The 21,034-nt window shown below is 68.6% G+C and carries 19 protein-coding genes and 1 tRNA gene; 13 read left to right on the top strand and 7 right to left on the bottom strand.

The features are described 5' to 3' along the window. Positions 1 to 140 precede the first annotated feature (140 nt). From hisF to EKE94_RS01195, 3 genes are all read left to right on the top strand, one after another. Positions 141 to 902, top strand: coding sequence for an imidazole glycerol phosphate synthase subunit HisF (gene hisF / locus EKE94_RS01205; protein ID WP_127904783.1), 762 nt, complete (start codon positions 141 to 143; stop codon positions 900 to 902). Beyond that, positions 899 to 1,213: a phosphoribosyl-ATP diphosphatase gene (locus EKE94_RS01200; RefSeq protein WP_127904782.1), complete on the top strand. Its 315-nt coding sequence runs from the start codon at positions 899 to 901 to the stop codon at positions 1,211 to 1,213. Before hisF ends, EKE94_RS01200 begins: the two co-directional genes overlap by 4 nt. A 131-nt stretch (positions 1,214 to 1,344) precedes the next feature. Then, on the top strand, positions 1,345 to 1,740 hold the full coding sequence (locus EKE94_RS01195) for an ester cyclase (RefSeq protein ID WP_127904781.1): 396 nt from the start codon (positions 1,345 to 1,347) through the stop codon (positions 1,738 to 1,740). A gap of 273 nt (positions 1,741 to 2,013) precedes the next feature. On the opposite strand, the gene rlmB is transcribed toward EKE94_RS01195, so the two are convergent. Next, positions 2,014 to 2,817 (bottom strand): 23S rRNA (guanosine(2251)-2'-O)-methyltransferase RlmB, encoded by an 804-nt coding sequence (gene rlmB, locus EKE94_RS01190; protein ID WP_127904780.1) that lies wholly within the window; start codon positions 2,815 to 2,817, stop codon positions 2,014 to 2,016. Between the two features lie 127 nt (positions 2,818 to 2,944). Here rlmB and EKE94_RS01185 point away from each other — a divergent pair. Together EKE94_RS01185 and EKE94_RS01180 are read left to right on the top strand one after the other, a co-directional pair. Continuing rightward, positions 2,945 to 3,028: transfer RNA gene (locus EKE94_RS01185), tRNA-Tyr, on the top strand. A gap of 144 nt (positions 3,029 to 3,172) precedes the next feature. Beyond that, positions 3,173 to 3,655, top strand: coding sequence for an NUDIX hydrolase (locus tag EKE94_RS01180; protein ID WP_127904779.1), 483 nt, complete (start codon positions 3,173 to 3,175; stop codon positions 3,653 to 3,655). Here EKE94_RS01180 and EKE94_RS01175 read toward each other — a convergent pair. Continuing rightward, entirely contained in the window at positions 3,630 to 5,252 is a 1,623-nt protein-coding gene (locus EKE94_RS01175) for a sensor histidine kinase (RefSeq protein ID WP_127904778.1), read from the bottom strand. The two genes, EKE94_RS01180 and EKE94_RS01175, sit on opposite strands and share 26 nt — an antisense overlap. A gap of 248 nt (positions 5,253 to 5,500) precedes the next feature. On the opposite strand from EKE94_RS01175, the gene EKE94_RS01170 reads away from it, so the two are divergent. Further along, positions 5,501 to 5,854, top strand: coding sequence for a response regulator (locus tag EKE94_RS01170; RefSeq protein ID WP_164870778.1), 354 nt, complete (start codon positions 5,501 to 5,503; stop codon positions 5,852 to 5,854). 51 nt (positions 5,855 to 5,905) lie between these two features. Here the strand turns inward: EKE94_RS01170 and EKE94_RS01165 are convergent, their stop codons facing one another. The 4 genes from EKE94_RS01165 to EKE94_RS01155 are packed head-to-tail and all read right to left on the bottom strand — an operon-like array spanning position 5,906 to position 10,860. Beyond that, positions 5,906 to 7,297 (bottom strand): OpgC family protein, encoded by a 1,392-nt coding sequence (locus tag EKE94_RS01165; RefSeq protein ID WP_235855855.1) that lies wholly within the window; start codon positions 7,295 to 7,297, stop codon positions 5,906 to 5,908. Next, on the bottom strand, positions 7,290 to 9,125 hold the full coding sequence (gene mdoH / locus EKE94_RS01160; RefSeq protein WP_127904775.1) for a glucans biosynthesis glucosyltransferase MdoH: 1,836 nt from the start codon (positions 9,123 to 9,125) through the stop codon (positions 7,290 to 7,292). Before mdoH ends, EKE94_RS01165 begins: the two co-directional genes overlap by 8 nt. Then, on the bottom strand, positions 9,122 to 9,298 hold the full coding sequence (locus EKE94_RS18515; protein ID WP_164870777.1) for a hypothetical protein: 177 nt from the start codon (positions 9,296 to 9,298) through the stop codon (positions 9,122 to 9,124). Before EKE94_RS18515 ends, mdoH begins: the two co-directional genes overlap by 4 nt. Then, on the bottom strand, positions 9,295 to 10,860 hold the full coding sequence (locus EKE94_RS01155) for a glucan biosynthesis protein (protein ID WP_127904774.1): 1,566 nt from the start codon (positions 10,858 to 10,860) through the stop codon (positions 9,295 to 9,297). The genes EKE94_RS18515 and EKE94_RS01155 overlap by 4 nt, the downstream gene beginning before the upstream one ends. Positions 10,861 to 11,394: 534 nt before the next feature. Here EKE94_RS01155 and EKE94_RS01150 point away from each other — a divergent pair. The 6 genes from EKE94_RS01150 to EKE94_RS01125 all read left to right on the top strand — a co-directional run bounded on the left by EKE94_RS01150 (position 11,395) and on the right by EKE94_RS01125 (position 18,889). After that, the gene (locus EKE94_RS01150) at positions 11,395 to 11,904 is read left to right on the top strand and encodes a 2Fe-2S iron-sulfur cluster-binding protein (protein ID WP_127904773.1); all 510 of its coding nucleotides are present in this window, start codon (positions 11,395 to 11,397) and stop codon (positions 11,902 to 11,904) included. Further along, on the top strand, positions 11,901 to 12,893 hold the full coding sequence (locus EKE94_RS01145; protein WP_127904772.1) for an FAD binding domain-containing protein: 993 nt from the start codon (positions 11,901 to 11,903) through the stop codon (positions 12,891 to 12,893). Before EKE94_RS01150 ends, EKE94_RS01145 begins: the two co-directional genes overlap by 4 nt. Continuing rightward, the gene (locus EKE94_RS01140; RefSeq protein WP_127904771.1) at positions 12,890 to 15,079 is read left to right on the top strand and encodes a xanthine dehydrogenase family protein molybdopterin-binding subunit; all 2,190 of its coding nucleotides are present in this window, start codon (positions 12,890 to 12,892) and stop codon (positions 15,077 to 15,079) included. The genes EKE94_RS01145 and EKE94_RS01140 overlap by 4 nt, the downstream gene beginning before the upstream one ends. Before the next feature lie 252 nt (positions 15,080 to 15,331). Next, the gene (locus tag EKE94_RS01135) at positions 15,332 to 16,306 is read left to right on the top strand and encodes a TAXI family TRAP transporter solute-binding subunit (RefSeq protein ID WP_127904770.1); all 975 of its coding nucleotides are present in this window, start codon (positions 15,332 to 15,334) and stop codon (positions 16,304 to 16,306) included. Continuing rightward, a complete protein-coding gene (locus EKE94_RS01130) occupies positions 16,303 to 16,818 on the top strand; it encodes a DUF1850 domain-containing protein (RefSeq protein ID WP_235855854.1) in 516 nt (171 codons plus the stop codon). Before EKE94_RS01135 ends, EKE94_RS01130 begins: the two co-directional genes overlap by 4 nt. 10 nt (positions 16,819 to 16,828) lie before the next feature. Next, the gene (locus EKE94_RS01125; protein ID WP_235855853.1) at positions 16,829 to 18,889 is read left to right on the top strand and encodes a TRAP transporter permease; all 2,061 of its coding nucleotides are present in this window, start codon (positions 16,829 to 16,831) and stop codon (positions 18,887 to 18,889) included. Between the two features lie 202 nt (positions 18,890 to 19,091). Here the strand turns inward: EKE94_RS01125 and EKE94_RS01120 are convergent, their stop codons facing one another. Next, positions 19,092 to 20,270: a sensor histidine kinase gene (locus EKE94_RS01120; RefSeq protein WP_127904769.1), complete on the bottom strand. Its 1,179-nt coding sequence runs from the start codon at positions 20,268 to 20,270 to the stop codon at positions 19,092 to 19,094. A gap of 275 nt (positions 20,271 to 20,545) precedes the next feature. Between EKE94_RS01120 and EKE94_RS01115 the strand changes: the two genes are divergently transcribed. Then, positions 20,546 to 20,869, top strand: a complete 324-nt coding sequence (locus tag EKE94_RS01115) for a hypothetical protein (protein WP_127904768.1) — start codon at positions 20,546 to 20,548, stop codon at positions 20,867 to 20,869. Positions 20,870 to 21,034: the final 165 nt, after the last annotated feature.

Genomic DNA, 21,034 nt, shown 5'->3' with positions numbered 1-21,034 from the left:
TCAGGGGAAGGCCCCGGCACCTTCGGCCGGCTGCATCCCCTGCCCCGCGCCCCTGCAAGACGACAGGTTCACACCCTGCACGACACCTACGGGCACAGAGCCTCTGGCGCCCGGCGTCCGAAGCTTCTATGCCTCGGGGCATGCTGAAGACCCGTATCATCCCCTGTCTCGACGTGGCCGATGGCCGCGTGGTGAAGGGCGTCAACTTTCTCGACCTGCGCGACGCGGGCGACCCGGTGGAACAGGCCCGTGTCTATGATGCCGCGGGCGCGGACGAGCTCTGCTTTCTCGACATCCACGCCACGCATGAAAACCGTGGCACGATGTACGATCTGGCCCGCCGCACGGCCGAGCACTGCTTCATGCCGCTGACGGTGGGCGGGGGCGTGCGCACGGTCGACGACGTGCGGGCCCTGCTCTTGGCGGGGGCCGACAAGGTCAGCTTCAACTCGGCCGCCGTTGCCAACCCCGACGTGGTGGCCGAGGCGGCGAACCGCTTCGGCGCGCAGTGCATCGTGGTGGCCATCGACGCCAAGACCGTGGCGCCGGGAAAGTGGGAGATCTTCACCCACGGCGGACGCAAGCCCACGGGCATCGACGCGGTCGACTTTGCCCGCATGGTCGCGGCCAAGGGAGCGGGCGAAATCCTGCTGACCTCCATGGACCGCGACGGGACAAAGGCCGGCTTCAACCTTCCCCTGACGCGCGCGATCTCGGACGCGGTGCCGGTGCCGGTTATCGCCTCGGGCGGGGTCGGCACCCTCGACCACCTGGTCGAAGGGGTGACCGAGGGCGGCGCCAGCGCGGTGCTCGCCGCCTCGATCTTTCACTTCGGCGAATACACCATTGCCGAGGCCAAGGCCCACATGGCAGCCGCCGGCATCCCGATGAGGCCGGCATGACCGATACCGCCCTCACCCGCCTTGCAGCGACCATCGCGGCACGCAAGGACGCCGATCCCGACACCTCGTGGACGGCGAAGCTTCTGGCGCGCGGCCCCGAGAAATGTGCCGAGAAGTTCGGCGAGGAATCGGTCGAGGCGATCATCGAGGCGGTGCGCGGCGACCGCGCCCGCCTTGCCTCGGAAGCCGCCGACGTCCTTTACCACCTGCTGGTGATGCTGGCCGCCCACGACCTGACGCTCGACGATGTCGAAGCCGAGCTTGCCCGCCGCGAGGGCCGGTCGGGCATCGACGAAAAGGCCAGCCGGTAGGCGGTCCGCCCTGCTTTCCCGGCCCGGTCTCCGCGACTCGATTGTAGCGCGCGGTTTGGCGCCGCACTTCCTGCGACCGGCGCCCGGCATGATAGGGCTGGCGGGTGCGTGAAACTGTAAGAAGCGGGCAGATGACCGACCCCGAACTTGTCCGGGCGTATCATGGCTATATCGACTGCCTGAATGCGCAAGACTGGCCGGGATTAGATCGCTTCGTGCATCCCGACGTGGCCCATGACGGCAAACCTCTCGGACTGTCGGGCTACCGCAAGATGCTGCAGGCGGATTACCGGGCGGTTCCCGATCTGCACTTCAACATCGTGCAACTGGTCACCAAAGCGCCGCAGATCGCCTGCAGGCTGCGGTTCGACTGCACGCCTTCGGGCACCGTCTTCGGTCTGCCCGTCAACGGCCGGCGCGTCCGGTTCGAGGAACACGTCTTCTATACCTGCGACGCCGGACTGATCCGCGACGTCCGGTCGATCATCGATACCGAAGCGATCAAGGCCCAGATCACGCGCACCTGAAGAGCGCTGCACGCGTGAAGATGGCCCCCGTGGCCCAGAGACCAGAGTTTCCCGCGAGGTCCACAGGGCACGAAAAAAGCGCCCGGAGGGACCTCCGGGCGCCAGTCTTGGAACGAGGGACAGTGAAGTGAAACGCAGGGTGTTCCGTCCCCGCGATCATGACACATGATTTAGGCACCCGCGGCCCCGGGGAAACCCCGTGTAATGCATCTGTGAACAGAGCTGCGCAATTTGGCGCCGATCATCGCTCCGGCTGCATTCCGCGACGCGGCCCTAGCCGCGGCCACCCTCCTGCGCCATACGCGCGGCATACAGGGCCACGGCAGCGGCGTTCGACACGTTGAGCGACCCGAACCCGCCCGCCGCGGGGATCCGCACCAGCGCATCGCAGGTGTCGCGCGTCTTGTCGCGCAACCCCGGCCCCTCGGCCCCCAGCACCAACCCCACGGGCCGGTCGGCGGCACCGGCCACGGCATCGGCCAGGTCGACCTCGGACTCGCCGGCCAGGCCGAAGAGGACGAATCCCATGTCCTTCAACCGCTCCATCGTGCGGGACAGGTTCGTCACCCGGCAATAGGGCTGACGCTCCAGCGCGCCCGAGGCGGTCTTGGCCAGCGCGCCGGTTTCGGGCGCCGAGTGGCGCGCCGGGGCGATCACGGCGCGGGCGCCGAACACCTCGGCCGACCGCAGGATGGCGCCGACATTGTGCGGGTCGGTCACCCGGTCGAGCAGGACGACCAGTCCCGGCCCCTCGCCCGTCGTGCACAATGCCTCAAGCTCGCCCCAGTCCAACGGCCGCACCTCGACAGCGGCGCCCTGATGGACCGAGCCGGGATCGAGCGGCACGGGGAACCTGCGCGGATCGGCGATCTCGGGCGCGATGCCCGCCCGCTCGGGCGCGTCACCCAGACGGTCGGCGGCGTTCTTCGTCAGCACCAGCCGCAGCTTCTGCCGGGCGGGGTTCAGAAGCGCATCGCGCACGGCGTGCAGACCGAACAGCCACAGCGTCGCCTGCGCCTCCTCCCGGCGCGCACGCTCTTTTTCGATCACCCATTTCGGTTTCTCGGCCACCTGCATCCCCTGTTCTGGATCGGGGCCGACAGATGCGGGATGACGCAGCCAGAGGCAAGGGATTTTCAGGTTGACGCCCCGGGGGACGAACGGTATCCCACGCCTCGCGCTAGGGGGCACGCCCCCGCCGCGCGGGCGACGTGCTGCAAGGTGCGGCAGCGGACTGTAACTCCGCCGGGGAGACCCACGCCTGGTTCGATTCCAGGGTCGCCCACCATCCCCCCCTCCTTGAAGTGACACGATGCCTTTCGGGCCCGCCCCCGCGGGGCTTGGCCCTGGCTTTCGCATCGTCGCCCTCTGGCCGCCGTCGGCACCCGGGCCTAGGCTGGCCCCGCCCGACCCTGCCAAAGGAAACCGGCCGATGCCCGCACAGTCCCAGCCGCGTCCCCTGTCCCGTCCCGAGGTCGCCGTGCTGGCGGTCCTTCCCGGACCCGACGCGGTGCTTCTCGTGCGCCGGGCCAACCCGCCTGACGCGGGCCTCTGGGGATTTCCCGGCGGCCGGATCGAGCGCGGGGAAACCATGGCCGAGGCGGCGCGGCGCGAGCTGCGAGAGGAGACCGGCCTCATCGCCACCCCGGTGCGGGTTCTGACGGCACTGGACGTGCTGGATAGTGACCCCGCGGGGACACTGAGACACCATTTCGTCCTTGTGGCCATGCTGATGCAGGCGCCGCAGGGTCACCCCAGGGCGGGCGACGATGCGACGGAGGCGGCTTGGATCGCCTATGCCGACCTCCCGACGCTGGAGCTGAGCGCGGATGTGGCCGACCTGGCCCTCTCTGCCCGGTCCGAGATCTACGCCCCCGGCGAGGGGACCGTCAGGCCCCCGACAGATCGACCGTGATGCGGCAATCAAGGCCGCCGGCGTGCGGTGCATAATCCATGTCGAAGGCAGGCTGCGCGGCGATCGCCTGCAGCAGGCGCGTCCCCGCCCCCACATGAGGCGGTTCGGCAAAGCCCGGGCCGCCCACCTCGTGCCAGTCCAGGCTCAGCCGCCAGCCATGCGCCCCGTGACTGGCGCCGCTGCGGATGATGACGTGGCCCGACTCGGTCGAGAGCGCCCCGTATTTCACCGCGTTGGTCACCAGCTCATGCACCAGCATCGACATCTCAATGGCGATGTTTGGCGGCATCGACGCGGTTTCGGGGCCTTCGAAGCTGACGCGGGCGCCATCGGGATCATAGGGATCGACCTGCAGGCGGACGAGTTCGCGCATGTCGACGTAATCGTCGCTGCGGCGGAAATTCAGGTCGTGCGCCCGGGCCAGCGCGCGCAGCCTGTCCCCCAGCGTGGCGGCGACGGCCCCCGCGACACCCGAGTGGCGCAGCGACAGCGCGGTGACCGACTGCACCGTCGCCAGCATGTTCTTCACCCTGTGGCGCAACTCGTCCAGCAGCAGCCGTTTCTGCCGGTCGTCCGCCTCGCGCCGCAGCGCGGCGGCAAGGATGTTGGCCACGGATTGCAGGAACACCTGGTCGTCGCGGGTGAAATCGCGTGGCGTGCGCGAATGCACCCCGATCACGCCCATGGGGTTGCGGGGATCGCCTATGATGACGCTCAAGCCAGAGATCACCCCTGCCTGCCGCAACAGCGGCGGCCCGTCGAAGCGGTCGTCGGTCGGCAGGTCGCGCACCAGCACGGGCATCCCGCTCATCAACGTGTAACCCGCCTGCGATTTCGGCCCGCCATCGATCAGCGTGCCAAGCGGCACGTCCAGCCCGTGGCTGGCCACAAGCTCGACCGCATCTGTGCCGGGCCGGCAGCGCAGCACCTTGGCAAAGTCCACGCCCAATACATGGGCCAGTCCGCCGGGGATCTCCGCGGTCAGCGCCGCGGCCTCCATCCCCTCAAGGCTCAGCGTGCCCAGCCGGGCGACGAAACCGTGCTGCGCGACCCGGTTCGACAGCACCACGCGGATATGGCGCAGCTCGGCCCGGATGCGCGCGATCTCCGCCTCCGAAATCGCGGTTCCGGCGTGGTCCTCGGGGGCGGGGCGCGCAACGGGCGCGGGCGTCGGCTCGCCCGTCCCGTCCGCATCTGTCGCGGCGCGGCGCTCGGCAGGCCCGGTCGCAGCGCCGGGGGCGGGATCGGCGACCAGCCGCAGCCGCCCGCCCGTTGCTCGCACCGCGACACCGGGCGGCGCCCAAAGAAGCTGACCGGCGGCCAGCCGCGCGCCCTCCTCGGCCCTGGTCAGCGGCAGCGTCGCGCCGTCGGCCTCGGAGGGGGCAAGGCGCGCCGCCCGCTCGGGCGCCACACCAAGGAGGACGCAGGCCCGGGACGCGGTATCGTTACGCCGGGCAAGACGGGCGCGCAGAGCGGCATCGTCCAGGGGCTCCGCCTCGATCATCAGGACATCAACGAGGAGATCGAAGGCGCCGGGCAGGTCGGCGGCCGTATCCCCATCCGGGTCCTTGCTGTCCGATTCGTCGTCGTCGCGCATGTCACACCCCCTGACATCCATCGATAATTTAGGGCGCTTGCCCCGACCCTTCCAGAATAACCAGCGGGACGCGATGAGGTATTATCGTCGCTCTCACGCAGCCTTCGGCGAACGTGATGGAACCGGCGCCGTCGCGTTTGGTTCACACCCCATGTCAGTTATCTCCGTGCCGCCAGTATCCGAAACCGTGCCCTTGCCACATGGGGCCGCAGCCGGACCCGGGGCGCACCATAATGCGTGACCCTAAAATGCCTTATCGCGTTCTCGTCGTCGAAGACGAGGTCCTCGTCGGTCTCGACCTCATGATGCAGCTTGAAGATGCGGGATTCACCTGCATCGGGCCGGCCCCGACCGTCGCCAGCGCGATGAAGCTGGTCGCGACCGAAACGCCGGATTTCGCGGTTCTCGATGCCAACCTCGGCGGGATCTCCCCCGTCGCCGTGGCCGAAGACCTGCGCGACCGCGGGGTCCCGTTCCTGTATGCCTCGGGCTACGACGAACGCTACATCCGCGACAACCTGCCCGAGGCGCCACTGCTGCAAAAGCCGATCCAGATCCCCAGCCTTCTGGCGCATATCAACGACCGCCTCGCCGCCGTCTAAAACGCGGCGCCTAAAACGCGGCGGCCCGCCGGCCGTCCGGGCGCACGCGGCTCACTTCGCCCGGGCCATCCGTACGCGATCGTAGATTTCCGCCAGCAGCCACAGCGCGAGCAGCCCCGCCGCGATCAGCGCGGTATCGAGCAACAGAGACGGCGGCGTCAGTTCGCGCACCGCACGCGCGGCAAAAGATAGCAAAGTGCCCGCCGCGAAGACCGGCAGCGCATGGCGGCCCAGCACGTCGAAGAACCGCAGCCAGGGGCTGCCGCAGATCCGGCGGACGATGGGCAGGGCCGAGAAGAAATAGGCGGCAGCAAGGATATGCACCAGCCGCGGCACCGCCAGGAACGTCTTGTCGAAGTTGCGCACCCAGTAGGGTGCGCCGTGCTGGGCCAGCCAGCGCAGGCCGCTGTTGGCGGCGTATCCCAGCGTTTTCCACTTCATCCAGAGCAGCGCGCCCAGCACGATCGCCCCGCTCAGCCCGATCAGCGCGGGGTGCCGCGGAACCAGGCGCCGCCCGTCCTTCAGCGCGATGCCCGTCATCAGGCCGATGGTGAAGAGGAACTGCCAGGCCAGCGGGTTGAAGAACCAGCCGCCCGGGGTTGGAAAGTTCGGTAGGTTGATCCGGAACTGGTCGCAGACCGCCCAGACGATGCCCGACCCCAGTATCGTCAGCCACGGCGCGCGCAGCCCCGCGATAATCGGCAGGGGCGCGATCAGCAGCAGCACGATGTAGAGCGGCAGGATATTCACGTAGCCCAGCTGGTGTGTCAGCGACGGGAGCCCCATCAGGAACGCCGTGGGGTCGATCCCGAAATACTGCATGTTGTCGCGCCACAGCATGTCGGGGTCACCACCCCAGCGTGCCACCGCCGCCGCAAGCGCCAGCACCCACACCAGGATGAACAGATGCACGAGGTACAGCGTCCAGGCCCGGCCCCAGATCCGCGACAACCCGGGCCAGAGCGGCCCCGACCGGAAATAGCGCGAATAGGCCAGCCCCGCCGAGGTGCCGGAGAGGAAGACGAACAGCTCGGCCGCGTCGGAGAAGCCGAAATTGCGGCTGGTGATCTCGTCGTAGATCGTCTGCGGGACGTGGTTGATGTATATCATCGCCAGGGCGAGCCCGCGGAAGACATCGATCCGCGCGTCGCGCCCGCCCGTGACAGCCCGCACGACCAGCGAATTTTCGAAACGCTCCGCCCCGCCGGCGCCGGACCCGCCGTCGTCAGCTGACGCGGCGCGCGCGCCGTCGCCCAATCTGTCGCGCGATCGGTCTTCTGAGCAGCCGTCAGGGCTGCCATCGTCGCGGTCGGCCGGGGATCGCGTGCCCGCAGGCGACGACGCCCCGCTTTCGAAGGCGGGGCGCTGGGAACTTGTCGTCTGTGGATCCGTCTGGCTGGCTGCGCCCTCTCCGGGCGCGCGGGCGATGGAAGTGTCAGACACGCATGGGCTCTCCGGCCGGCTCTGACGCGGGGGCGGCCTGATCCCCGTCCGTGGGGTCGCCCGTAGCATTTGCGTCCACCGGATGCCAGCGTGCCAGAACGGCATCGTGCAACGCGGCCACATCTGGACGCGAGGTTTCAGTCGGCGTGGCGAAGACCGCGCCCACCCGACCGCGCGATGTCAGCGAGATGATCGCGGGCGACAGGATCATCGGCAGCAGCACCGGCAGGAGCCAGATCATCAGGTCGGGCGTCCAGATTCGCGCCGCGACCAGCCCCGCAAGTCCCCAGAGCACGACGAAACGGCAGGCGGCCCAGGCTTCGCCCAGCGTCAGCTCGGCCCCGCCGCGGCGGTTGGCGGGCCAGCCACCATCCAGCCCCAGGAGTACCTGGCAGACCGAGCGGGTCTGGTAGGCCATCAGAATCGGCGCCATCACGCTCGACAACGCCAGATCGGCCAGCGTCGAGATCGCCGAGGTCGCGCCACCGAAACCGCGTGCCCGGCCCGAGATCAGCGCCCCGAGAAGGATCAGCAGCTTCGGCATGATCAGCAGGCCGAAGATCCCGATGGCCAGCCCGATCGCCTTGGCCGTTTCATCCGACGGGAAGACCGGGAAGAACTGGTGCGGGTCGGGAAAATAGTCCGGCGGCGGCGCCGTCACCGCGTCGCCCAGCGTCGAGATCACGAAACCCGCCCAGAAAAGCGGTGCGACATAGGCCAGTATGCCCTGCAGGAACACGAACCGGTTCCACCCGGGCAGCCCCGGCGCGGGCAGCAGCCGTGCGTGCTGCAGGTTGCCCTGGCACCAGCGGCGGTCGCGCTTGGCATGCTCGACCAGGTTGTCGGGACCTTCCTCGAAGGACCCCTCAAGATCGACGTCCAGCCGCACGGTCCAGCCGCCCCGCGCCAGCAGCGCCGCCTCGACGTAATCGTGGCTGAGGATATGGCCGCCGAAGGGGGGTGGGCCGGACAGCACCGGCAGGCCACAGCAGCCGGCGAAGGCCCGGGTGCGGACCATCGCGTTGTGCCCCCAGAAGGGCCCCGTCCGCCCCTGAAGACGGGCAAGGCCGCGGGCGAAGACCGGCGAATAGAACGAGGCCGCGAACTGCATCGCGCGGCCGAAGCGCGACTGCGCACGGATGATCTTGGGCAGCGATTGCAGCAGGCCCAGCGTCGGGTCACCCTCCATCCGGCGGACCATCTCGACCACCAGATCGCCCTCCATCAGGCTGTCGGCGTCAAGGATCAGCGCATAGTCGTAGGCGGCGCCGGACTGGCGAAAGAAATCCTCGATATTCCCGGCCTTGCGTCCGGTATTCTCCTTGCGGCGGCGGTAGAACATTCGCCCCTCGCCGCCGGTATCCTTGAGCAGGCGAGCGAACCAGCGCCGCTCCTCCGCGGCCAGATCCTCGGCCCGGGTGTCGGACAGGATGGCGAAATGGGCCTCGAACCCCGGGGCGGCGCGGCGCAACGAGGCGTCCATCGCCGCGATCCGGGCAAAGGTGCCCGCGGGCTCTTCGTTGTAGACGGGCACGAGGATCGCCAGCCGCCCGGCCAGATCGCCGCGCGGCACGGGACGCGGGCGGGTGGGCACCAGCCCCGCCAGACCCAGCGTCGCGCCCCAGGCCAGCCAGGTCGTCGACAGCAGCAGGAAGACCGCGCTGATGACGGCGAAGGGGGTCAGCCCCTTGGCGGCGCTGTATTGCAGAAAGATCGCCGTCGCCCCGCCGCCCGCCAGAAGCGCGAAGAGGATCGCAGCCCAGCGCAGAACCGTCACCCCGGCCGGGGTGCGGCGCGGCGCGCCGACCGGGTCGGGAACGAAGCTCACTGCCCGGCCCGGCGCAGCGTCAGGCCGAAGGGAAGACGAAGGGGCGCGCGCTGCCGTTCAAGCGGTTGCTCGGGCATCGGCAGCGGCGCCTGGGGCAGCGCGCCCCAGCTTTCGGTCTCGGACGACGAGGCCGTGGATTGCGCGGCGGCCGAGGTCAGGTTCGTATCGGTCACGGTTTCACCCATTGGAAAAGCCAGACTTCTGAAAGTTTCCGGCCGTAGCCGGCAATATGTGCCGAAAGCTCAACCACCGAGCCGGGTTCCGATGCGACGTCTAGGACAAGTCGCCACACCCCCGCCTCTGCCACTTTTGACAGCGTAACGACGTCAAGCTGACCACCTGATATAGTCACCACCGGTTCGATCTCTTCGTCGTCGGCGCCGACGCGGTCCAGCATGCCGCCCTGAAAGTCGATGACGAACTTGCGCGAATCCGGCGCCTCGATCAGGCCCGAGGCCCCGCCGACGCCGCCGCGCGTGGCGACGACGACCGCACGTTCCTCGGTTCGGGCCACCGGCAGGTCGCCCCAGCGCAGTCGATAGGAAAACTCGCGCGCCTCGCCCGCGGCAACCGGCGTTTCGGGCACCCAGTAGGCGACGATGTTGTCGTTGATCTCGCGCTCAGACGGGATTTCGACCAGCCGCACGGTCCCGCGACCCCAGTCGCCCTGCGGCTCGACCTCGACCGAGGGGCGGCGTTCGTAATCCGCCTCGGCATCCTGATAGGAGTCGAAGTCGCGGTCGCGCTGGACCAGCCCGAAGCTTTGCGGTTGGGTCAGCGTGAAGTACGAGCTTGCCAGCCGCTGGGGGTTGTTCAGCGGCCGCCACAGGACATCACCGTCGTCGCGCACGATCCGCAGGCCGTCGCTGTCATGCACCTGCGGGCGGAAATCGTCGTAGCCCGCGCGATTGATGTCGGAATAAAGGAACATCGACGTCAGGGGCGCGATGCCCAGCTGCTGCACCTCGTTGCGGAAGAACAGCCGCGCGGTGACGTCGATCACCGTCTCGACGCCCGGCGTGATGACCATGCGGTAGGCACCGGTCAGGCTGGCACTGTCGAGCGCGGCGTAAACCGTGATGCTGCGCGACTGGTCGGCGGGACGCGACACCCAGAAGGCCGAGAACCGGGGAAACTCCTCGGCCTTGGACAGCCCCGTGTCCACCGCCAGCCCGCGGGCCGAAATGCCGTAGGCGTTGCCCTGCCCCAGCGCGCGGAAATAGCTCGACCCCACGAACGAGATCACCTCGTCATGCAGGTCGGGGCGGTTCAGCGGATAGTTCAGCTTGAACCCCGCGACGCCGGGCATGTCGTAGTGCTCGGGTACCGAGTCCTTGACGTCGCCGTGGTATTCGAAGTCGTCGGTCGAAAAGGTGAGCGGTTGCGCCATGCCGTCCTGCAGCTCGTAAAGCTGCACGGGCGCCTTGAAGAGCCAGCCCAGATGGAACGGGTGCAGGCGGTAATCGATCGACTTCGACCCCGCCCAGTGCGCGTTCGTCGGCAGGAACCGGATATGCTGGTATCCGTCGTAGTCCAGCTCCTGGAAAAACCCGCCGGGTTCGGGCGGTATCCTGTCGGGTTTGGTTGCGCGGTTGCGCATCATTTCGGTGAGATAATCGAAATCGAACGGCTGTTGCGCGATATTCGCCTCTTGGGCCCGCGACATCGTCGCAAGACCAGAGGTAGAGCACAGCAGCGCGCCGGCACCGCTGCGCAGTACCGTTCGACGCGTCATGACGCTTCGGCCAACTTCCTGTTTTCGGGACATCTTACTCAGCAGAATTTCGGGTCCAAGCTTCGACCCCTATCAGATTACAAACTGCATTGTGCCACCGTCGTGACGCATGGCTGGTATTCTCATTAAGCATAACTTAACGAAAATCGCGATTCCGTGATCGGGCGTATGGTGGCGGCGAAGGCGACTGGGCCAACATGGCAAGGCGCCGATGCCTGCTGCCCCGGGTGGCCGAACGTCCGTCGGCGCGGCAGATCGCGCCCTCCCCGCTGTCTCACCGGGCGCGCGGAAACCCGCAAAAGACGTCGTTATTTGGCAAGTTGCCGCCGATTTCGCCGCGGCCCCGCCTCTCTGCGCCCGTCTCGGGACAGCTTCGGCAGCCATCGAGGCGGCACGGGTTCGCGCTGACGTTGCGAAGGCGGGTCGGAACATCACCTCCCCGACGGGGTTCTACGCGAAACGGTTCCTCCGTTTGTCGACCGGACACCACCAGTTCACCAGCCAGATTTAGCCAGCCAGATTAAGGATGTCCCGATGAAGACCTCCCTCCGGATCAACGGGGAAGAGCGCCAGCTCGACGCCGATGTCCGCACCACCCTTCTCGACGCGTTGCGCCAGCACCTGGGCCTGACCGGCTCGAAGAAAGGCTGCGATCACGGCCAGTGCGGTGCCTGCACCGTCATCGTGAACGGACGGCGCATCAATTCCTGCCTGACGCTTGCCTGCATGCACGACGGCGACGAGATCACCACGATCGAGGGCATCGGCACGCCCGACAACCTCGCCCCGCTCCAGAAGGCATTCGTCGAACATGACGGATTCCAGTGCGGCTTTTGCACGCCCGGGCAGATCTGTTCGGCCACGGCGATGCTGGAAGAGGCTAAAGCCGGGTGGCCCAGCTTCGTCAGCGACGATCTCGACGACATCGACACCCTGAGCGACGAGGAAATCGCCGAACGGATGAGCGGCAACCTCTGCCGTTGCTCGGCCTATCCCAACATCGTCGCCGCAATCCGCGAAAGCGTGAAGGAGACGGCATCGTGAGAGATTTCACCTATGATCGCGCCGCCGCCACCTCGGACGCGGTGGCAAGCGCCAGCGACGAGGGCGCGAGCTTCATCGCCGGGGGGACCAATCTTCTCGACCTGATGAAGCTCGAGGTGATGGCGCCTGAGAAGCTGGTCGACATCAACCGGCTGGACCTGCACGACATCGAAGAGACCGACACCGGCGGCCTGCGTGTCGGCGCGCTGGTGTCGAACAGCGATCTTGCCGCCGACCGGCGGGTGCGCCGCGATTACGCGGTGCTGTCCCGCGCCCTGCTGTCAGGTGCCAGCGGTCAGTTGCGCAACAAGGCGACGACGGGCGGCAACCTGCTGCAACGGACGCGCTGCTACTATTTCTACGACACCGCGATGCCCTGCAACAAACGTCAGCCCGGATCGGGGTGCGCCGCCATCGGGGGGCAGACACGGCTGCACGCGATCCTCGGCGCATCGGAACACTGCATCGCAACACATCCCAGCGACATGGCCGTCGCGATGCGCGCGCTCGATGCCGAGGTCGAGGTCGAGGGCACCGATGGCGCCCGACGCACCATCCAGATGGCCGAGTTCCACCGCCTGCCCGGGGACACCCCCGCGGTCGAAACCGTGCTGAAGGCGGGCGAGCTGATCACCGCCGTGATCCTGCCGCCGCCGCCCGGCGGGCGTCACGTGTACCGCAAGGTGCGCGACCGGGCTTCCTATGCCTTCGCGCTGGTGTCCGTGGCAGCCGTCGCGCGGATGGACGGCGACAGCATCGGCGACGTCCGGCTTGCCTTCGGCGGAGTCGCGCACAAGCCGTGGCGCGACGACAGGGCCGAGGCGCTGATGAAGGGCAAGGCCCCCTCCGACGCGCTGTTTGACGAAGCCGCGGACCTGATCCTGGCGGACGCCAGGGGCCAGGGTGGCAACGACTTCAAGATCCCCCTCCTCCGGCGCACGCTCAAGGCCGCGTTGTCCGAGGCCACCCAGATGGGAGAGCCGCAATGACCCTGCATCTCAAGCTCGACAATCCCGACGAGGAAAATCGTCTCGACCACATGGCGCAGGGCGTCATCGGCACCGGAGCCAATCGCCCCGACGGCGCGCTGAAGGTGTCGGGCCAGGCAACCTATGCCGCCGAATGGCAGCGCCCCGACATGGCCTACGGCGTGCTGGTGCGCGCCACGGTCCCCGCTGGCAAGGTCGAGAAGATCGACGCCTCGGCCGTCGAGGCGATGCCGGGCATCGTCAAGGTGATCACCGACCCCAAGCTCCTGCGCGTCCCGGCGCAGGGCATGGCCGACGCCGCGCCCGCACAGGGCAATGACGAGGTTCTCTATTTCGGCCAGCCCATCGCGCTGGTCGTGGGCGACAGCTTCGAGGCGGCGCGCCACGGCGCCAACCACCTGTCGGTCAGCTACCTGCCGCAGGAGGCACGGCTCGACCCCGACGCCGTGCAGACCGAACGGCCCGAGGGCAAGCAATCGAGCCAGGGCGACCTTGACGGCGTGATGAAGACCGCGCCTGTCACGCTTGACGAGGTCTGGACCACGCCGGGGCACAATTCCTCGGCGATGGAGCCGCATGCTTCGATGGCCGAGTGGGACGGCGACCGGCTGACGCTGCACGGCTCCTACCAGATGCTGAAGTACAACCGGAACGAACTGGCGGATTCTCTGGGCATCGACCCGAAGAACGTGCGCATCCTGTCGCCCTATGTCGGCGGCGGCTTCGGCTCGAAACTCGGGATCTCGCCCGAGGCAGTTGCAGCCGCTCTGGCCGCGCGCGACCTGGGCCGCCCGGTGCGCGTGGTGATGCCGCGCCAGCAGGTGTTCGAGACGATCACCCACCGCGCCCAGTGCCGCCAGCGCATCCGCCTTGCCGCCGACGAGACCGGCAAGCTTCTGGGCATCGGCCACGACAACCGGGTCTACAACCTTCCCGACGAAGGCTTTGCCGAACCGGTCACCCAGGCGACGCCCTTCACCTATGCCGCCGAGAATCGCGCCATCGGGCAGGAGGTCGCGACGATCAACCGCGTGATCGCCGGGTCGGTCCGCGCGCCTGGCGAGGCGATCGGCGTTCCGATCTTCGAGAATGCCATGGACGAGATGGCCGAGAAGCTGGGCATGGACCCGTTGGAGTTCCGGCTGAAGAATATCCCCGAAACGCCGCCGGGGCAGGACATCCCGTTTTCGTCGAACATGCTGGCCGAAGCACTGCGCGACGGCGCCGAAAAGTTCGGCTGGGACAAGCGCAACCCGACCCCCGGCGCGGTGCAAGAGGGCGAGTGGCTGATCGGCATGGGCATGGCCTCGGCCGTGCGGGTGAACATGCTGATGGAGTCGAAAGCGCGCATCACGCTGACGGCCGAGGGCGCGACGGTCGAGACCGACATGACCGATATCGGCACCGGCACCTACGCCATCCTGACCCAGATCGCGGGCGAGCTTCTGGGCCTGCCGATGGAGAAGGTGACCACCAAGCTTGGCGATACCGACCTGCCCCCGGGCTCCGGCTCGGGCGGGTCCTTCGGGGCGGCCTCTTCCGGCACGTCGGTCTACCTTGCCGCGATGGAACTGCGCCGGCAGATCGCCGACAAGCTTGATTGCGACGAGGCCGACCTGACGCTGAAGGACGGGCAAGCGATTGCCGCCAACAAGACGCACGCGCTGGCCGACCTTGTCGGCGAGACCCCGTTCGAGGCCGAGGGGCATATCGAACCCGGCGACATCGCGTCCAAGGCGTTTCAGGCGACCTTTGGGTCGCACTTCGCCGAGGTGGCGGTGAACCGGCACACCGGCGAGACTCGTGTGCGGCGAATGCTAGGCACCTTTGCCTGCGGGCGGGTGCTGAACGAAAAGACCGCGCGGTCGCAGTGCCTTGGCGGCATGACCTTCGGCATCGGCATGGCGCTGACCGAAGAGATGCTGTTCGACACCCGTGACGGGCACGTCGTGAACAACGACTTCGCGGAATACCACCTGCCGGTGAACCTGGACGTGCCCAAGCTCGAGGTGCATTTCCTTCAGGAGCGCGATCCCTACGCCAACCCGATGCAGGCCAAGGGCATCGGCGAGCTGGGGATTTGCGGCGCCGCCGCGGCGGTCACCAACGCAATCCACAACGCCACCGGCGTGCGGATCCGGGACTATCCCGCGACGCTGGACAAGATCCTGCCCTACCTGCCCTGAAGGGCCTCGGGCGGGGGCCCGCGCCCCCGCCCGTTTCCGCACTTCCCCCGGTTCCGCAGCCCCCGTCCTGGCACCCGGCCTTGCGAACCGCGCCCGGGTATCTCCCCGCAGCGCCCCACCCCGTGCAGCTTGCCGGCGACCTGCGCCGCAGGGCCCTCCCCATTTCTGCGCCATTGACAACCGGGGCCTGAATTTGCCCCCATGGCACAGGCCCACGGCGACAGAACCGCGGGCACCATGGGAGGACGACACATGACACGGCTAGGCATTGCCTGCGCGGCGCTGATGACGCTCGGCACCGGCACATTCGGGACGGGCGCGGTCGCGCAGGATCTCTCTATCGCCACCGGCGGAACCGGCGGCACCTATTATCCCTACGGCGGCGGACTGGCCGAGCTGATCGGCAGCTATGTCGACGGCGCCCAGGCCACCGCCGAAGTCACCGGCGCCTCGGTCGAGAACATGGCGCTGATCGCACGCGAGGAAACCGACCTTGCCATCGCGCTGGCCGACACCGTCTACGGCGCCGCGATGGGCGAAATCGACCCCTTCACCGACCGCCCCGTCGAGGCCGCGCGCGCCATCGCCTCGATCTACCCCAATGCCGTGCAGATCGTGACGCTGGCCGACAGCGGCATCGAAAGCCTGCAGGATCTGGTCGGCAAGCGCGTGTCGGTGGGCGCCCCGGGGTCGGGCACCGAGGTCAACGCCGAACAGGTACTGACGTCGAACGGGATCACCTACGACGATATCGACGAGCAGCGGCTGAACTTCAACGAGACGGCCGATGCGCTGCGCGACGGCGACATCGACGCGGGCTTCTGGTCGGTCGGCCCTCCGACCAGCTCGATCCTGAACCTCGCCGCGTCGCGCGACATCAGGATGATCCCGCTGAGCGAGGACGAAATCGCAGCGGCCAGCGAGGTGCAGCCCGTCTTTGCCCCCTATACCCTCGGCGCGGGCCTCTACGAGGGCGTGGACGAGGACGTGCCCACCATCTCGATCCCCAACGTGCTGGTCGCCAATGCCGCGATGGACGAAGAGCTGGCCTACCAGATCACCAAGGCGATGTTCGAACACACGGACGAGCTGATTGCCGTGCATCCGGCGGCCAACGACACCACGGTCGAGTTTTCGCTGTCCTCGACGCCGATCCCGTTCCACCCGGGCGCGATCCGCTACTACGAGGAAATCGGCGAAACCGTACCAGACGACCTGCGTCCTTGAGCCACGCGGGAACGCAAGGCGGGCGGCCCCGACGGGCCGCTCGTCATGCCCGCCGGGGATTTGCCCGCCTGGGATTCGCCGGTCTCGCCGCCTGCCTGCTGGCCCCGCCCGCCGGCGCGGCGACGCTCGCCGTCGAGGACGAGGATGGCGTGGTCGTGATGAGCCTGCAGATCCCCGCGGGCGACGCGTGGTGCCTGGTCTGGAACCACTCCGTCACCGGGGGTCGCGTCGCGGATTGCTTCGTCACCCGCGCGGGGCAGATGGTGCTCGACCGCTCCTACCTGCACGACTACGCCGCGGGCCTTGGCGAAGTGCCGGGCCGCGGCCAGGTTCGCCCCGCCGCAGGGGGCGGCTACTGGATCGAGGGGATCGACGAACCGATCCCCGGCAACCGCCTGCCCCTGCGGGTCGGGCGCGCCTCGACCGACCACCGCCTGCAGGTGGACGGCACCGACCACGACCTGTCGGCCCGCGCCGCCGGGCGCCGCGTCACGTTGCACCTGATACCATGAGGAGACCGCGGTGACCGAGCCCGAGACCCGCGCCGCAAGGCTGGCCGACCCGGCGCCCGCGACCCAGGCGCCCCTGCCCGGATCCTCGGACCCGACGGGCGCGCCGGACCAGCCGCCCCCGGTGGCGCTTGCCATCGGTGCCGTCGGCATCGCGCTGTCGCTGTTCCAGCTTTACGGCGCCGGGATCGAACCCTTGGGCCTGTTCTACCAGCGCTCGATCCACCTCGCGTTCATCATGGTGCTCTGCGCGCTGATGTTTCCGGCCCTGGGTGACCGCCCGCGCGGGCCGCTGGGCTGGACGCTCGACGCGCTGTTCCTTGCCGCCGCGGTCGCCAGTGGCGCCTATATCTCGTGGAACCTCGACGCGATCTTCGGACGCGCGGGGTTCTGGACGCAGACCGACATCTGGATGGGCATCCTGACGACGCTCGCCGTGCTCGAAGCCTCGCGCCGGGCCATCGGGCTACCGATGACGCTGATCGGCGTGGTGGCGATCCTCTACGGCTTTGCCGGTCCGCGCGGCGCCCTGCCCTGGCTGGGCGACTGGCTGCCGGGGATCCTGTCGCACCGGGGCAATTCGCTCGACCGGCTGGTGGGGCAGCTCTATCTCGGGCAAGAGGGGATCTACGGTCTGCCGCTGGGCGTGGCGGCAACCTATATCTTCGTCTTCGTCCTTTTCGGCGCGTTTCTCGAGGTGACGGGCGCGGGCAAGTTCTTCATCGATCTCGCCTATGCCGCCACCGGCCGCAGGCCCGGCGGGCCCGCCAAGGCCGCGGTGCTGGCCAGCGCCGGGATGGGGTCGATCAGCGGATCGGCCATCGCCAACGTGGTGACCACCGGCGCCTTCACCATCCCTCTGATGAAGCGGCTGGGCTACCGCCCCGCGCAGGCCGGCGGGATCGAGGCCGCGGCCTCGACCGGGGGGCAGATCACCCCGCCGCTGATGGGCGCAGGCGCTTTCCTGATCTCGGAATACACACGCATTCCCTATCTGCAGATCGTCCTCGTCTCGATCTTTCCGGCGATCCTCTACCTCGGGACGGTCTACCTTTTCGTCCACATCGTCGCGATGAAGCGCGGCATGGAGGGGATGCCGACCGACGAACTTCCCCGGGTGCGCGCGGTGCTGGCGGCGGGGTGGCAGTTCATCCTGCCGCTGGTGGTGCTGATCTGGCTTCTGGTGATGAACCTGTCGCCGATGCGCGTGGGCTTCTGGGCGATCCTGTCGGTCGTCGCGGTGGCGGCACTGCGCGGGGCGGCCGAGCTTTTCGTCATCGGGCCGCGCCGCGGTACAAGGCCCACGGGCGCCGCCATCGCCGCGGCGCTGCGCGGCGGGGTCGATGTGATCGGCCGGGCGCTGATCCTCGGCGCGCGCAATGCGGTCGCCGTGTCGATGGCCTGCGCAATCGCGGGCATCATCGTCGGTGTGGTCGGCCTGACCGGGCTTGGGTTGAAATTCTCCTCGATGATGATCGCGCTGTCGGGCGGGCACCTGGTGGTGGCGCTGATCCTGATCCTGGTAGCCAGCCTGATCCTCGGGATGGGGCTGCCGGTGACGGCCTCCTACATCGTGCTGATCGTGCTGGTGGGCCCGGCCCTGTCCGAGCAGTTCGGCGTGCCGCTGCTAATCGCCCACCTGGTGGTGTTCTGGTATTCGCAGGACAGCAACGTGACCCCGCCCATCGCGCTCGCCGGCTTCGCAGGGGCGGCCATCGCCGGGTCGAAACCGTTGGAGACCTCGGTCCAGGCGTGGAAATTCGCAAAAGGTCTCTACCTGATCCCGGTCTTCATGGTCTACAACCCCGAGATCATCCTGGGCGGGCCGGTCCCCTACGTGTTCTATTCCGGCGTGATCGCGGTGCTGGCGCTGGCCGCCTTCGCCGCCGCGCTGGAGGGGTGGCTGTTCGCCCCCATGGACATCGTGTCACGCGTGGCCGTGGTGCCCGCGACGATTGCCGTCTTCCACCCCAGCTTCGCGGTCGAGACCCTGGGCGCACTGGCCCTGGCCGCGATCCTGGGGTGGAACTGGGTGCAGGCCAGACGCGCGGCCGCCCCGCCGACGCGGGCCTAGCGTCTCGCGGTGACGCGCCCGGCACTACGGACAGGTCGGGTGAAGTCCGCCGTCGTAATGCCTGGTCGCTCCACGGCGTCTGACCACACGGCGGCGCCATGGGCCGGGCTGCCGCCCCCATGGCACCTTCGCCAGCGGTCGCAGGCCGAATGCGGGACGGGCGCCTTGGCTCCTCCGCCCCCTCAGCCGAGGCGCGGTGCGTTTACTCTGCCGCGATTCCCGCCGTGGCACGGCCGCAGGTGTCGGAGGCCGGGGTCGCCGACGCCGGAGCCAGCTCCACGCGCAGGCGGAACCCCTGCCCCGGCGCCTGATCCATCGTCAGCCGCGCGCCGATGGCCCGGGCCAGCGTGTCGATCAGCGACAGCCGTAGCGTCATCGGCGTCGAGGTTTCGGCAGTGCCCGACGTTGCGCCGGTGCCGCTTTGCAGGTCGTCGAAAAATCCCTCCATTTCGGGCGGCACATCCTCAAGTGCAAGGGTGCCGCCAAGGCTGGTCGCCCAGAACTCGGGCCCTGCCCCGCCCTGCGCCAGGCCGAGGATGACACTGCCGCCCTGGGGCGTGCGGGCGACGCCGGCCTCGACCAGCGCCGAAAGAAGGTTACGCGCCACCCCCGGCACGGTATGGGCCGTAAGCACCTTCGGCCCGGCCAGTTCGACCTGCACGCCGCGGCGTTCGGCATTCAGGTGCTCCAGCGAAATCGCCCGCTGCGCATAGTCGACCAGGTCGATGGTTTCGCTGTCCTCGCTGATCTGGTGCCGGGTTTCCGCGTCCGACAGGTCCAGCACCGATTGCAGCGTCTGCAAAAGCTCCTGACCCGACCGGCCGATCGTCGCGGCATACTTGCGATAGGCCTCGCCGCCCAGCGGGCCCAGGGTCTCGGCCTTCATCAGCTCGGCAAACCCCAGGATATGCGTCAGCGGCGTGCGGAAGTCGTGGCGCATGCCGGCCAGCATCTTGAACTTTGCCCGGTGGTCGGTCTCCAGTTGCGCGCGCTGCATCTCGGTCGTCGCAAGCGCGGTGTCCAGCCGGGTGATCGCCTCTTGCACCGACGCCATGAGCACGCCGGCCTCGTCGGTATAGCGCACCGGCAGGCGCGGGGTCCGCCTGTCGCGCAGGTAGCCGTCTGCGGCGCGGGTCGCGGCCTGCATCGGCGCCAGCAGCGCGTGCATGACGAACATCGTCCCCGCGGTGCCCAGAAGCGTGGCGACGAGCATGGCCGCAAGGACGCCGATCTGCTCCTTGAACGGCGTGCCGTCGTTCATCAGGACGTAGGTCACAGCCCCCAGCATCGGGATATGGACGCCCAGAAAGCTGACCAGCATGATCTTCCCCGAATAGCTGCGGGGCCAGTTGCGGCGGGCGAGAAACTCGTAAATCTTCATCGGAAATACCTTGAACGACGGTAAAGTGGGCGCGACGGACACGAGCCGGATGAGCGGTGCGCCCGCGCCCGTCTCTCGGCAATCGTTGCGGCGGAATTGCGGCGCGCAGGGCGCGGGCGCATGACGTTTTCCGGGCCCTGCGCCGCGGGACCGGCCACCATCGACGCCCCGAGCGGACACCGAGGGTGGGCGTCCAGTCGCCCTTGCCGCAGCCCTTGCCGCAGCCCCCGGGCCGCGTCTATCTTCGCCGCGATCAATTCCGGGATCCCGCGCCTATGCTTCGCCCCCTCGCCCTCGGCCTGCTTGCCCTGTCGGCCTGTGCCGCTCCGCCAGATCTGTCCGCGACCGACACCGCGGCCGCGTCCCGGGCGCCCTACCCCCGGCTTCTGCCGCTGGGCGAGGCGACGGCCGCCGCCAACGCCGCCCCCCGGTTCCCGCCCGAAGAGGCCGCCCAGCTGGCCCGGCGCGCCGGCGCCATCGGCACGCCACCCGCGTCGGGCACCGGCGATCTGGCCGAACGGGCGCGGCTCCTGCGGGAACGCGCCGCGGCCCTGCGCGACCGGCAGATCGCGGATCAGACCTTTCCGTCCGGCAGCTAAGCTCCGACGAGTTCGCTCGAAGGGCACTGCTGATCCCGCGCCCGGCCCCCGGACACTGCACGCCGTTGGTCGTTCGCCTGCGGCCTGCGGCACGGTCCACATTGCCCGTCCCGGGCAAACACGCTAAGCCTTCGCCGCGAATTCAGATTTTCCCGGAGCCTTTCC

The organism is Mesobaculum littorinae, assembly GCF_004011175.1.
Taxonomy (GTDB): Bacteria; Pseudomonadota; Alphaproteobacteria; order Rhodobacterales; family Rhodobacteraceae; genus Tranquillimonas; species Tranquillimonas littorinae.
This window is presented reverse-complemented; position numbering and strand designations above follow the sequence as displayed.